This is a genomic window from Pseudomonas sp. GW460-12-10-14-TSB1 (genome assembly GCF_017349775.1).
Classification (GTDB): domain Bacteria; phylum Pseudomonadota; class Gammaproteobacteria; order Pseudomonadales; family Pseudomonadaceae; genus Aquipseudomonas; species Aquipseudomonas piscium.
On the sequence record NZ_JACNAC010000027.1, the window covers coordinates 28467 to 42474 of the forward strand.

At 65.6% G+C, this 14008-nt stretch carries 10 protein-coding genes; 7 read left to right on the forward strand and 3 right to left on the reverse strand.

The window, feature by feature from the left end:
• The first annotated feature begins 53 nt into the window (after positions 1–53).
• The 6 genes from J4D52_RS16810 to J4D52_RS16835 all read left to right on the forward strand — a co-directional run bounded on the left by J4D52_RS16810 (position 54) and on the right by J4D52_RS16835 (position 10028).
• Positions 54–4370 carry a DEAD/DEAH box helicase gene (locus J4D52_RS16810; RefSeq protein WP_102677167.1) on the forward strand — a complete coding sequence of 1439 codons (4317 nt, stop codon included), beginning with the start codon at positions 54–56 and terminating at the stop codon, positions 4368–4370.
• Positions 4371–4556: 186 nt separating this feature from the next.
• The gene (locus J4D52_RS16815; RefSeq protein ID WP_063433176.1) at positions 4557–5768 is read left to right on the forward strand and encodes an MFS transporter; all 1212 of its coding nucleotides are present in this window, start codon (positions 4557–4559) and stop codon (positions 5766–5768) included.
• Positions 5769–6033: 265 nt separating this feature from the next.
• Positions 6034–6960 (forward strand): DUF72 domain-containing protein, encoded by a 927-nt coding sequence (locus tag J4D52_RS16820; RefSeq protein ID WP_102677168.1) that lies wholly within the window; start codon positions 6034–6036, stop codon positions 6958–6960.
• Entirely contained in the window at positions 6957–7751 is a 795-nt protein-coding gene (locus J4D52_RS16825; protein WP_102677169.1) for an endonuclease/exonuclease/phosphatase family protein, read from the forward strand. The genes J4D52_RS16820 and J4D52_RS16825 overlap by 4 nt, the downstream gene beginning before the upstream one ends.
• Entirely contained in the window at positions 7748–9049 is a 1302-nt protein-coding gene (clsB, locus tag J4D52_RS16830) for a cardiolipin synthase ClsB (RefSeq protein ID WP_102677170.1), read from the forward strand. Before J4D52_RS16825 ends, clsB begins: the two co-directional genes overlap by 4 nt.
• Complete coding sequence (locus J4D52_RS16835) at positions 9036–10028, forward strand: lysylphosphatidylglycerol synthase domain-containing protein (RefSeq protein ID WP_102677171.1); 993 nt, start codon at positions 9036–9038, stop codon at positions 10026–10028. The genes clsB and J4D52_RS16835 overlap by 14 nt, the downstream gene beginning before the upstream one ends.
• 185 nt (positions 10029–10213) lie before the next feature.
• On the opposite strand, the gene J4D52_RS16840 is transcribed toward J4D52_RS16835, so the two are convergent.
• Positions 10214–11221 (reverse strand): GlxA family transcriptional regulator, encoded by a 1008-nt coding sequence (locus tag J4D52_RS16840; RefSeq protein WP_102677172.1) that lies wholly within the window; start codon positions 11219–11221, stop codon positions 10214–10216.
• Between the two features lie 103 nt (positions 11222–11324).
• On the opposite strand from J4D52_RS16840, the gene J4D52_RS16845 reads away from it, so the two are divergent.
• Complete coding sequence (locus tag J4D52_RS16845; RefSeq protein ID WP_102677173.1) at positions 11325–11879, forward strand: cysteine hydrolase family protein; 555 nt, start codon at positions 11325–11327, stop codon at positions 11877–11879.
• A gap of 139 nt (positions 11880–12018) precedes the next feature.
• On the opposite strand, the gene J4D52_RS16850 is transcribed toward J4D52_RS16845, so the two are convergent.
• Both J4D52_RS16850 and J4D52_RS16855 read right to left on the reverse strand, forming a co-directional pair.
• Positions 12019–12531, reverse strand: coding sequence for a single-stranded DNA-binding protein (locus J4D52_RS16850; RefSeq protein WP_009045846.1), 513 nt, complete (start codon positions 12529–12531; stop codon positions 12019–12021).
• 9 nt (positions 12532–12540) lie between these two features.
• The gene (locus J4D52_RS16855) at positions 12541–13935 is read right to left on the reverse strand and encodes an MFS transporter (RefSeq protein WP_025807823.1); all 1395 of its coding nucleotides are present in this window, start codon (positions 13933–13935) and stop codon (positions 12541–12543) included.
• Positions 13936–14008 lie beyond the last annotated feature (73 nt).

The following is a 14008-nucleotide window of genomic DNA, read 5'->3' on the forward strand; positions in this document are numbered from 1 at the left end:
GCGGCTACAAGGCAGACTTGCAACTTCGCCCCGGCGGTCGCATAACGTTGTGCATGAACCTTCCCCAGATCCCCGCCAACGCCCTGCCGGGTTTCCACCCCGCGGTCAGCGCCTGGTTCAACAGCTGCTTCCCCGCGGCGACCGTCGCCCAGGCCCGGGCCTGGCCGCTGATCCGCCAGCACCGCTCGACGCTGATCGCCGCGCCCACCGGCTCGGGCAAGACCCTGACCGCCTTCCTCGCGGTGATCGACGAGCTGGTTCATCGCGGCCTGGAAAACGGCGGCACGCTGCCGGATCAGACCCTGGTGGTGTACGTCTCGCCGCTCAAGGCCCTGAGCAACGATATCCAGATCAACCTGCAGGACCCGCTGGCCGGGATTACCCAACAGCTCGAACGCATGGGCCTGCCGCAATTGCGCATCAGCACCGCGGTGCGCACCGGCGACACCCCGCAAAAAGACCGCAGCGCCATGCGCAAGAGCGCGCCGCATATCCTGGTGACCACCCCCGAATCGCTGTATGTGCTGCTGGGCTCAGGCTCTGGCCGGCAGATGCTCGCCAGCACCCGCACGGTGATAGTCGACGAGATCCACGCCATCGCCGCCAGCAAGCGCGGCAGCCACCTGGCGTTGAGCCTGGAGCGCCTGCAAGCGCTGTGCGGCGAGCCGCTGACGCGCATCGGCCTGTCGGCCACGCAGAAGCCCATCGAAGCGGTATCGCGCTTTCTGGTGGGTCATGAACGCCCCTGCGAGATCGTCGACATCGGCCACGCCCGGCCCCGGGACCTGGCCATCGAAGTGCCGCCCGTGCCGCTGTCGGCGGTCATGGCCAACGACGCCTGGGAGCTGGTCTACGAACGTATCGCCGAGCTGGCGCGGGAACACCGTACCACCCTGGTGTTCGTCAACACCCGGCGTCTGGCGGAACGTCTGAGTCGCCATCTGAGCGAGCGTCTGGGCAAGGATGCGGTGGCCGCCCACCATGGCAGCCTGGCCAAGGAGTTTCGCCTGGACGCCGAACAGCGCCTCAAGCGCGGCGACCTGCAGGTGCTGATCGCCACCGCCTCGCTGGAGCTTGGCATCGATATCGGCGATGTCGACCTGGTGTGCCAGATCGGCTCGCCGCGCTCGATCTCGGCTTTCCTGCAAAGGGTCGGGCGCTCCGGGCACCAGGTCGGCGGCACGCCCAAGGGCCGGCTGTTCGCCCTGACCCGCGACGACCTGATCGAATGCGCCGCCCTGCTCGACTGCGTGCACCGCGGCGAACTCGACACCCTGCAGATCCCCAGGGCGCCGCTGGATGTGCTGGCGCAGCAGATCGTCGCCGAAGTCAGCAACCAGGAATGGCAGGAGCAGCCGCTGCTGGAAATGATCCGCCGCGCCTCGCCCTACAGCGACCTCGACGAAGGGCATTTCCAGGCGCTGCTGCGCATGCTCGCCGAGGGCTACAACGGTCGCCAGGGCATTCGCAGCGCCTATCTCCATCGCGATGCCGTCAATCGCAGCCTGCGCGGCCGCCGGGGCAGCCAACTGACGGCGGTGACCAGCGGCGGCACCATCCCCGACAACGCCGACTACGCCGTGCTGCTAGAGCCCCAGGCGCTGAATATCGGTAGCGTCAACGAAGACTTCGCGGTGGAAAGCATCGCCGGCGATGTGTTTCAGCTGGGTAACACCTCGTACCGCATTCTGCGGGTGGAAACCGGCCGGGTGCGGGTCGAGGACGCCCACGGCCAACCGCCGACCATTCCGTTCTGGCTCGGCGAAGCCCCCGGGCGCAGCGCCGAACTGTCGTTTGCCGTGGCGCGCCTGCTGGCCCGGCTCGACGAACTGCTCGGCGCCACCCCCGGCCAATTGCAGCCGGCCCTCGACTGGCTGGGCGACAGCCTTGGCCTGGACACCGCCAGCGCCGAACAACTGGTCGACTACCTGGCCCGCGCGCGCCAGGCCCTGGGCGCGCTGCCGTCCCAGGACACGCTGATCATGGAGCGTTTTTTCGATGAGTCCGGCGGCACCCAGTTGGTGATCCACACGCCGTTCGGCAGCCGGATCAATCGCGCCTGGGGCCTGGCGCTGCGCAAGCGCTTCTGCCGCACCTTCAACTTCGAATTGCAGGCCGCCGCCAGCGAAGACGCCATCGTGCTGTCGCTGTCCACCAGCCACAGTTTCGAGCTGGACGAGGTCTGGCGTTACCTGCACAGCAACAGCGCCGAACACATCCTGATCCAGGCCGTGCTGGATGCGCCGCTATTCGGCGTGCGCTGGCGCTGGAACGCCGGGGTGGCCCTGGCGCTGCCGCGCTTTGTCGGCGGGCGCAAGGTGGCGCCGCAGATCCAGCGGATGAAAAGCGAAGACCTGATCGCCAGCGTGTTTCCCGACCAGATCGCCTGCCTGGAGAACCTCGCCGGCGAACGGCAGATCCCCGACCACCCGCTAGTGGAGCAGACCCTGGACGACTGCCTGCACGAAGCCATGGACAGCGAGGGCTGGCTGAAGCTGTTGCGGCGCATGGAACGCGGCGAGTTGCGCCTGATCAGCCGCGACCTGCCGGCGCCCTCGCCCCTGGCCGCGGAAATTCTCAGCGCCAAGCCATACACCTTCCTTGACGATGCACCTTTGGAGGAACGCCGGACCCAGGCCGTGCTCAGCCGCCGCTGGAGCGACCCAGAATCCAGCGACGACCTTGGCGCCCTGGATGCCGAGGCCATCGAGTCGGTACGCGAAGAGGCCTGGCCCGCCCCCGGCAACCCGGATGAAATGCATGAAGCGCTGATGAGCCTGGCCTGCATCGGCGAACACGAGGCCCAGGCCAACCCGCGGTGGACCGACTGGCTGCAAGCCCTGGCGGACAGCGGCCGCGCCGGCCGGTTGCAGATCGGCGGCGAACAGGCCCTGTGGCTGGCCGTCGAGCGCCTGGGCTGCCTGCGGGCGGTTTATCCACAGGCGCCGCTGCAACCGGTCCTGGAAGCTCCGCCCGGCTTCGATGAGCGATGGCAGCGGGATGAGGCGGTGGTGGAGGTGATTCGAGCCCGACTCAGTGGCTTCGGCCCCTTGCCGCTGGAGAGCATCGCCACGCCCCTGGGCCTGAGCGCCAACGAGGTCGCCCAGGCCCTGGCAAAACTGGAGCGTGAAGGTTATGTGCTGCGCGGCCGCTTCAGCCCCGGCGAAGCCCGGGAGGAATGGTGCGAACGGCATCTGCTGGCGCGGATTCATCGCTACACCGTCAAACGCCTGCGCCGGGAAATCGAACCGGTGTCGCTGCAGGACTTGATGCGTTTTCTGTTCGACTGGCAGCACCTGTCCAGCGCCACCCAGGGCCAGGGCAGCGCCATGCTGGCGCAGACGGTCGTCCAGTTCGAGGGCTATGCCGCCGCGGCCGGCGCCTGGGACAGCGACCTGCTGCCGGCGCGGGTCAAGGATTACTCCGCCACCTGGCTGGATGAGCTGTGCCGCAACGGCAAGGTGGTCTGGAGCCGCCTCAGCGCGCCGCATAAAACCGCTGGTACAACCTTGCGCAACACGCCGATCGTGTTGCTGCCCCGCAGCCAGGTCGCGCTGTGGAGCGGGCTCGGCGCGCAGCCCGACAGCAGCGAGCTGTCGCCCAAGGCGCAAAAGGTCCATGAAGCCCTGAGCCAGCACGGCGCCTTGTTCTTCGATGAGTTACAGCACGAAGCCCATGTTCTGCGCACCGAACTGGAAATCGCCCTGCAGGAACTGGTGGCCGCCGGGCTGGTGAATGCCGACAGCTTTGCCGGCCTGCGCGCCTTGATCACCCCGGCCAGCAAGCGCCAGGCCCGCAGCAGCCGGCGCGGGCGCGGAGCCCTGGTCGGCGGCATGGACGATGCGGGGCGTTGGGCCCTGCTGCGGCGCCCGTCGCGGGTGTTGGAGAGCGTCGGCAGCCATGCGCAGGCAATCCCGCCGGACACCCTGGAACACATCGCCATGACCCTGTTGCGGCGTTATGGCGTGGTGTTCTGGCGCCTGCTGGAGCGCGAGGCCGACTGGCTGCCGAGCTGGCGCGAACTGCTACGCACTTTCCATCGGCTGGAGGCCCGCGGCGAAATCCGCGGCGGGCGTTTTGTCAGCGGCCTGGCCGGCGAGCAATTCGCTCTGCCCGAGGCCATCGCCCTGTTGCGTGAAGTTCGCCGACGCCCGCTGGATGGCAGCCTGATCGCGGTGTGTGGCGTCGACCCACTGAACCTCGCCGGCACCCTGCTGCCTGGGCAGAAGGTCCCGGCCTTGGCCGGCAACCGGCTGGTGTACCGCGACGGCCTGCCCGCGGCCGCCGAGATCGCCGGCAAACAGCATTTCTGGCTGGAGCTTGAGCCGCAGGCCAGCCTTGAGTTGCGGACCCGGTTGATTCGCCACTGACATCGGGCCGCGGGCTGCCTGGTACATCGCGCCGGACTTATCGCGAGCAAGCTTCGCTTCTGCAGAAGCCTGCCGTCATTCGATATTTGCTCGCAGGTCAAATATCAAATACCGAAACCGCCATTTTTCCGCACGAGTCGAATCCGGACACTGCGCTCCATTATCGAATCCACTGGAGTTGCAGCCATGCCCATTGCCTTGCTCGCGCTGACCCTCAGCGCCTTCGCCATCGGGACGACCGAGTTCGTCATCGTTGGCCTGTTACCTACCATCGGCGCCGATCTCGGCGTCAGCCTGCCGTCCGCCGGGCTGTTGGTCAGTCTGTACGCCCTGGGAGTCGCCGTCGGCGCGCCGGTGCTCACCGCGCTGACCGGCAAGGTCCCGCGCAAACTGTTGCTGCTGTCGCTGATGGTGCTGTTCACCCTCGGCAACCTGCTGGCCTGGCAAGCGCCCAGCTATGAGTCCCTGGTCCTGGCGCGCATCGTCACCGGCCTGGCCCACGGCGTGTTCTTCTCCATCGGCTCGACCATCGCCACCAGCCTGGTGCCCAAGGAAAAAGCCGCCAGCGCGATTGCCATCATGTTCACCGGGCTGACCGTGGCCCTGGTCACCGGCGTGCCGCTGGGGACCTTTATCGGCCAGCATTTCGGCTGGCGCGAAACCTTCCTCGCGGTATCCGCCCTGGGTGTGATCGCCTTTATCGGCAGCCTGATCTACGTGCCGAAAAACATCGCCCACAGCAAACCGGCGTCCTTGCTGCAGCAACTGCAAGTGCTGAAACAACCACGCCTGTTGCTGGTGTACGCCATGACCGCGGTGGGCTACGGCGGCTCGTTCATCGCCTTCACCTTCCTCGCGCCGATTCTCCAGGACATTTCCGGCTTCAGCGCCAGCACCGTCAGCCTGGTGCTGCTGGTCTACGGGATCTCGGTCGCCGTGGGCAACATCTGGGGCGGCAAGCTGGCGGACAAGCGCGGCCCGATCAGCGCCTTGAAGCTCATCTTCGCCCTGCTGGCCGGCGTGCTGTTGCTGCTCACCTTCACCGCCGGCAACCCGTGGCTGGCACTGGCCACCGTGCTGGTGTGGGGCGCCGTGGCCTTCGGCAACGTACCGGGCCTGCAGGTCTACGTGGTACGCCAGGCCGAACACCACACTCCGCAAGCGGTAGACGTGGCCTCGGGCCTGAACATCGCGGCCTTCAACCTCGGCATCGCCGGCGGCGCCTGGGGTGGCGGCCTGATCGTCGCCCACCTGGGGCTGATCCACACCGCCTGGATAGGTGGCCTGGTGGTGCTGGGCGCCCTGGCCCTGACCGCCTGGAGTGGTCGCCTGGATCGCCTCGGCCCGGTGTACGCCGAGCCGGCCGAGGGTTCGAGACGGATGGTGGTCGGGCACTGAGCCCGCCAGCAGCGCCCAACCAGAAAAACGCAGCCCTGACCGGCTGCGTTTTTTTATGTCCGGTCGTAAAGGGTCGCGTTTACTTGGGGAGTGGTAGATAGCGGTTGGCCTGAACCAGCGCGGAGGCTGGTTTGGCGGCTGCTCGCGAGCAAGCTCGCTCCTACAGGATGGAAAGTGCCGTCCGTAGGAAGACCGAAACTTTCCTGTCAGCCGGGCAGTCATCAAAAGACAGAGGCGGTTCGAAGCCCCTGAGACGGGAGCGGACATGGCGGCGATTCATATCGGTATTTCCGGCTGGCGCTACAAGCCCTGGCGCGGAGACTTCTACCCCGAGGGGCTGACGCACAAGCGCGAGCTGCAATTCGCTTCGCGCGCGGTCAACAGCATCGAAATCAACGGTTCGTTCTACGCGCTGCAGACCCCCGACCGTTATGCCGACTGGTATGCCGATACCCCCAAGGACTTCGTGTTCAGCGTCAAGGCGCCGCGCTACATCACCCATATCCTGCGGCTGCGGGATGTGCACCAGCCGATCGCCAACTTCTTCGCCTCGGGGGTGCTGGAGCTCAAGAGCAAGCTCGGACCGATCCTCTGGCAGTTTCCGCCGAGCTTCCAGTTCGACGCCGAGCTGTTCGGCGCCTTTCTTCAGCAATTGCCTGCCGATACCGAACAGGCCGCCGCCCTCGCCCGTCAGCACGAACCACGCCTGAACGGCCAGGCCAGCACCAAGGTCTACGGCAAAAAGGCCATGCGCCATGCCGTGGAAATCCGTCATGAGAGCTTTGCCGTGCCCGAATTCACCCACCTGCTGCGCCAGCACGGTGTGGCGCTGGTGGTAGCCGACACCGCCGGCAAGTGGCCCTGTTGCGAGGACCTGACCGGCGATTTCGTCTACCTGCGGTTGCATGGTGACAAGGAGCTGTACGCCAGCGGCTACACGCCCCAGGCCCTGAAGCGCTGGGGCGACCGGATCGAGGCCTGGCACAGCGGCAAGCAACCCGCCGATGCCCGGCTGATCGACGCCCGGCACACCCCCAGGGCGCGCAAGAGCCGAGAGGTGTTCTGCTATTTCGACAATGACCTCAAGGTCCGCGCGCCCTTCGACGCCCGTCGGTTGCTGCAACGCTTCGGGCTCGACAAGACGCTGGCGACAGCGCCCGGCGAACCCGCCCCGCCAGGGGTGCTGCCATGAGCCATGACGAGTCGGCCAACAGCCCGCCGTCCGCGCTGGAGCTTGTCACCGCGCGCCGCTTCACCGCACTGACGGTCAATACCCACAAGGGGTTCACCGCCCTGAACCGGCGCTTCATCCTGCCCGAACTGCGCGAAGCCGTGCGCAGCGTGGAAGCCGATGTGGTGTTCCTGCAGGAGGTTCACGGCGCCCACGACCAGCATCCACAGCGCTACAACAACTGGCCGAGCATGCCGCAATACGAGTTCCTCGCCGACAGCATCTGGCCGCAGTTCGCCTATGGACGCAACGCGGTGTACCCGGCGGGCGACCACGGCAATGCGCTGCTGTCGAAATTCCAGATCATTCGCTACGACAACCTCGACATCTCCCTGTCCGGGCACGAGAGCCGCGGCCTGCTGCATTGCGTGCTGCGCCTGCCCGGCGATGCCCTGGAAGTGCATGCCATCTGCGTGCATCTGGGGTTGCGCGAAAGCCATCGCCAGCAACAGCTGGACCTGCTACTGCAACTGATCGCCGAGCTGCCCGCCGACGCGCCCTTGATCGTCGCCGGCGACTTCAACGACTGGCGGCTACGCGCCGATGCGCGGCTCGCGCCCAGCGGCTTGCGGGAGGCCTTTGTCAGCCAGCACGGCAAACCGGCGCGCAGCTTCCCCGCGCGCCTGCCCCTGCTGCGGCTGGACCGGATCTACGTGCGTCACCTGAAGGTCCACCGCCCCCAGGTACTGGACACCCATCCCTGGTCCCATCTCTCCGATCACGCACCGCTGTCGGTCGAGGTCGAGCTATGAACGACATGCCCTTGGAAAAAACCACGGTGGACAGCCTGCCCGATGCGGGACTGGCCCACGAACCGCCACGGATGGACCTCGAATACGGCTGGCACAGCAACAACCGGGTGGTGCTGCTGGAAAATGGCGAGGCGTATTTCCCCCGGGTGTTCGAAGTCCTGCGCCAAGCGCAGAACGAGATCCTGCTGGAGACCTTCATCCTCTTCGAGGACAAGGTCGGCCATGAGCTGCACCGCATCCTGATCGAGGCAGCACAGCGCGGGGTGCGGGTCACCGTCAGCCTGGACGGCTTCGGTTGCGGCGAATTGAGCACCGAGTTCCTTGCCGCCATGAGCAACGCCGGGGTGCGCTTGCAGATATTCGATCCGGCGCAGCCGATTTTCGGGGTGCGCACCAACTGGTTCCGCCGCCTGCATCGCAAGATAGTGGTGGTCGACGGCGCCATCGCCTTTGTCGGCGGGATCAACTTCTCCGCCGATCACCTGGCCGATTTCGGTCCCCAGGCCAAACAGGATTACTCGGTAGAGATCCAGGGGCCGGCGGTGGTGGATATCCACCATTTCGCCCTGCTGCAAGGCGACCGCCCGGCCCGCGCCCGCTACTGGTGGCAACGCCGCCGGCAGCGTCGCGCGGAGCTGGCCCTGACCGACCATGACGGCCAGGTACGACTGGTCTATCGCGACAACCGCCAGCACCGCAGCGATATCGAAGAGGTCTATCGCCTGGTGCTGCGCGGGGCCCGGCAGCGGGTGGTGATCGCCAATGCCTACTTCTTCCCCGGCTATCGGCTGCTGCGCGAGATCCGCAACGCCGCGCGCCGTGGCGTCGAGGTGCGGCTGATCCTGCAAGGCGAACCGGACATGCTGGTGGCCAGGCTGGCGGCACGCATGCTCTACGACTACCTGATCAAGGATGGCGTGACCATCTACGAATATTGCGAGCGGCCGCTGCACGGTAAGGTGGCGCTGGTGGACGACGACTGGAGCACCGTGGGCTCGAGCAATCTCGACCCGCTGAGCCTGTCGCTGAACCTGGAAGCCAATGTGCTGATCCGCGACCGGGCGTTCAATCGCGACCTGTTCGAGCGCCTCGACCGGCTCAGCCGCGACCACTGCCAGGCCATGCCGGCCAAGGGCTCCGGGCGTGGCCGCTTATGGCGCCTGACCGTGGGTTTCCTGGTGTTCCACGTCCTGCGTCATTTCCCGGCCTGGGCCGGCTGGCTGCCCGCGCACAAGCCGCAATTGAAGCCCTTCGGCCAGGCCGACACCCGGCAGGACTCGCGTCATGAGCCGCACTGACGCCCATGGCTCGACGCCCGCCGCCTCGCACTCCCGGTCGCGCTGGCAACGCCTGAAGAAACCACTGACCGCCGCCTTCTTCCTGCTGCTGATCCTGCTGTTCACCCTGCTGGCCCGGCGCATCGACTGGAGCGAAGTGCTCGGCACCCTGGCCGACTTCAAGGTGCGCACCCTGATCATCGCCGCGGGCCTGACCCTGGCCAGCTTCCTGGTCTACGCCTGCTTCGACCTGATCGGCCGCACCTACATCCGGCAGAACCTCGGCTGGCGGCAGATCCTGCCGGTGGGGTTCATCAGCTACGCCTTCAACCTCAACCTCAGCGCCTGGGTCGGCGGGATCGCCATGCGCTACCGGCTGTACTCCAGGCTCGGGGTGAGCGCCGGCAACATCGCCAAGATCCTCGGCCTGAGCCTGGCCACCAACTGGTTCGGCTACATGGCCCTGGCCGGCGTGGTGTTCGCCAGCGGCCTGATGAAACTGCCGCCCAGCTGGCAACTCAGCAACGATGCCTTGCAAGGCGTGGGAGTCCTGCTACTGGCGCTGGGCGTGGCTTACCTGGCGGCCTGCCGGTTTTCCCGACGCCGCGAATGGTCGATACGCGGGGTCGAGATCGACCTGCCCTCGCTGCCCATGGCCCTGTTGCAACTGGCCCTGGGCGCGCTCAACTGGTCGCTGATGGCGGCGGTGATCTTTACCCTGCTGCCCAGCAAGCTCGATTACCCGGTGGTGCTCGGGGTGTTGCTGATCAGCAGCATCGCCGGGGTCATCACCCATATTCCGGCGGGGCTCGGGGTGCTGGAAGCGGTGTTTATCGCCCTGCTGCAACATGAGGTGTCTCGCGGCAGCCTGCTGGCCGGGTTGATCGCCTACCGGGCGATCTACTTCATCCTGCCGCTGTTGATCGCGTTGCTGATGTACCTGCTGGTGGAAGCCAAGGCCAAGGCATTACGCGTGAAGAAGCCACGCAAAGGCAGTTGAGGCTAGTGCGACAAAAGTCCGTGCACCGTCCTCCTATCCAATCGCTCTCCCACTCCACCAGGATCGAGATACAGGCCTGCTGCGACACTGGATCAGGGTATGGGCGGGCCAATGCCCCCATGGATAAGCGGCCCGTGGCACAGCTGCTGGCAATGAGCCTGTTTTACCTTGCACGACCCGCGGGGTCAGTCCTGCTCCGCCCGCGCCAACGGTGTTGGCGGCGTCACGCCGAAACGCGCGCGATATTCGCTGGGCGCAAGCCCAGTGATCTTCTTGAAGGTGGCGCGGAACGCCCCCGGGTCCTGGTAACCGACTGTCCAGGCAATATGGTCGATGGTGCCGTTGGTGAATTCGAGCATTTCCCGTGCCTTGCCCACCCGCAGGTGCTGGCAATACTCGGTGGGCTTGAGCCCGGTGGCGGCCCGGAAGCGCCGCAGGAAGGTGCGCTCCTCCAGCCCGGCCTGCTGCGCCATGATGGCAAGGGAAACGTCCACCGCGCCATTGGCCTGCAGCCAGTGCTGCACCTTGAGGATCGCCGCATCGCCGTGGCCGAGGATCGGCGCGAAGTTGCTGCCGCACTGGCTGGCGCTGTCACTGTGTTCGATCACCAGGAAACGCGCGGTGCCGCTGGCGATGCTCGGGCCTAGCAGGCGGTCGACCATGCGCAACCCCAGTTCGGACCAGGCCATCAGGCCGGCGGTGGTGATCAGGTCGCCATCGTCGACGATCAGCTTGTCGGCGTTCAGACGGATGTTCGGGTAGCGCTCGGCGAACTGCTTCGCCGAGGTCCAATGAGTGGTGGCGCTGCGGCCGTCGAGCAGGCCACTTTCGGCCAGCAGGATCGAGCCGACACAGACCCCGCCCAGGGTCGCGCCCTTGGCATGTTGCTGGCGCAGCCATTGGGTCAGCGCCAGCGGTGCCTGCGCCTGGGAGAAACCGGCTACCGAAGGTGGAATCAGCACCGCCAGCAACGGACCGTCAGCCCCAGGATGGCTGTCGTACACCCGCACGGGCGCCTGGTCGGCCTGTGCCTGCCAGTGGCTGATGCGCAACAGCGGCAATTGCGCGCTGCATTGTTCGGCGGCGATGCGGTTGGCGACCCCGAACAGGTCGGTCAAGCCATGCACCGCCGCCATCTGTGCGCCGGGATAGATCAGCACGCCCAGTTCGGCGACTGCGCTTTCCATACCCATTGTCAGTTTTCCCCCTGCTATTGTCGGTGCGGCCAATCCTCGACCGGCCTGCCGGAGCCAATACTGGACTCCACAGCCAACCACTACTTCAGAGGAAACACCCATGGCCAAGCAAGCGCTCATCGTAGTCGATATCCAGAACGACTACTTCCCCAACGGCAAGTGGCCCCTGGTCGGGGTCGAAGCCGCCGCCGACAACGCCGCGCGGCTGATCCAGGCCTTCCGTGACAGCGGCCAGCAGGTGGTGCATATCCGCCACGAATTCACCTCCGACAGCGCACCGTTCTTCACCCCCGGCTCCAGCGGCGCGCAACTGCACGCCAAGGTCACCAACCGGGCCGACGAGCCGGTGGTGCTCAAGCATTTCGTCAACTCATTCCGCGAAACCGAGCTCGAAACCATTCTCGACCAGCAGGGTATCGAGCAACTGGTGGTGGTCGGCAGCATGAGCCATATGTGCATCGACGGCGTCACCCGCGCCGCCGCCGACCTGGGTTACGACGTCACGGTGATCCATGACGCCTGCGCCACCCGCGACCTCGAATTCAACGGCGTGGTGGTGCCGGCTGCCCAGGTGCACGCCGCGTTCATATCGTCCCTTGGGTTTGCCTACGCCAGCGTGGTGTCCACCGATGAGTTTCTGGCGGGCAGCCGCTGATTCTGTCGGGCCGCTCCTTGCTGGAGGCTCTGGAACAACTGAACGTCCCCAGCAGCGAACTCGCAATAGATAGAAAGCAAAAAGCCCGTAGCGTTTGCACGCTATGGGCTTTCTTCATGCCGTTGCCGAGAGGGCTCTCTTAGAACGGAATATCGTCATCGAAGCTGTCGTCGAAGTTCTGCGCCGGCTGCGGCGAGGACTGCTGAGGTGCTGGACGCGATTCGCGTTGTGGCGCCTGCGAAGGCTGTGGACGCGACTGCTGTGGACGTGGCGCGGAGTTGCCCATGCCCTGGCCCTGGTCGCCCTGTGGACGGCCGCCCAGCAGCTGCATGGTGCCCTGCATGTCGACGATGATTTCAGTGGTGTAACGCTTGATGCCGTCTTTTTCCCACTCGCGGGTCTGCAGCTTGCCTTCGATGTAGACCTGCGAACCTTTGCGCAGGTACTCGCCGGCGATTTCCGCGACCTTGCCGAACATCGACACACGGTGCCATTCGGTCTTCTCGACCTTCTGACCGGTCTGCTTGTCGGTCCACTGTTCGCTGGTGGCCAGACTCAGGTTGGTCACGGCGTTACCGTTAGGCAGGTAGCGAACTTCAGGATCCTGGCCGCAAGTGCCGACCAATATGACTTTGTTAACCCCACGGGCCATAACGTTCTCCTAGGCTTCGCACGCCGATCGGGCTGGGTTGACCAGCTGCTCGAGGGTCGCGCGATCCAATAATTCGGTGTCCAATTTGATGTAAATGGCGGCTTCTTCGGCCACCATCACTGCATCTGTTACCCCAACAACGGCCTTCAGGCGCTCGACCAGACCGGCTTCGCGGATCGCTTCGGGCGATAACGGCAAGCGCAGGCTCGTCACGTAAGGTGGTTCGCGCATGGTAACAGCAAAGGCCAACCACAGGGCAGCAAGTCCTGCACACCCCAGGAATACAACCGACAAACCGCCATGCTGGAACAACCAGCCGCCGAGAATGCCGCCCAGCGCCGAACCGAGGAACTGGCTGGTGGAATAGACCCCCATGGCCGTGCCCTTGCCGCCGGCCGGTGAAACCTTGCTGATCAGCGACGGCAGCGAAGCTTCCAGCAGGTTGAACGCGGTGAAGAACACCACCGTGCCGATCACCAGCGCCTGCAGGCTGTCGCCGAACTCCCAGAAGAATAGCTCGGTGAGCAGCAGCGTACTGACCGCGCCCAGCAGAACTCGTTTCATTTTGCGTTTCTTCTCGCCGTAGATGATGAACGGGATCATGGCGAAGAAGGAGATCAACAGCGCGGTGAGGTAGACCCACCAGTGCTGTTCCTTGGGCAGGCCGGCTTTTTCCACCAGGGCCAGCGGCAAGGCGACGAAGCTCGACATCAGCATCGCGTGCAACACGAAGATACCAAGATCCAGGCGCAGCAGGTCCGAATGCTTGAGCGTCGGCAACAGGGCCTGGCGCGCGACCCCGGACTCACGGTGCTGCAACGGGCCGGTCGAGTGCGGCACCATGAAGGCAACGATGAAAATACCCAGCAGCGCCATGCCGCCGGTGGCGAAGAACAGCCCGGACAAACCAAAAGCGCGGGTCAGCAGCGGGCCGGCCACCATGGCCACGGCAAAGGACAGGCCGATGGTCATGCCGATCATGGCCATGGCCTTGGTGCGGTGCTGCTCGCGGGTCAGGTCCGACAACAGCGCCATGACCGCTGCGGAAATCGCCCCGGCGCCCTGCAGGATGCGCCCGGCGATCACGCCCCAGATCGAATCGGCGTTGGCCGCCAGCACACTGCCCAGGGCAAAGACGATCAACCCCAGGTAAATCACCGGACGACGACCGATACGATCGGAAATGATCCCGAACGGGATCTGGAAAATCGCCTGGGTCAGGCCGTAAGCGCCGATCGCCAACCCGATCAGGGCCGGGGTCGCTCCTGCCAGATCCATCCCATAGGTCGCCAGGACCGGCAACACCATGAACATGCCAAGCATACGGAAGGCGAACACCAGGGCCAGACCGCTTGCCGCGCGGGTCTCGGCGCCACTCATGCGCTCGCTGTGGGGATCATGCATGGAAAAACCTCGTGTGAACCGGCGGCGATTCTACCAGTCCGATCGATTGACGGGGTATATGGCGACGCTTTGC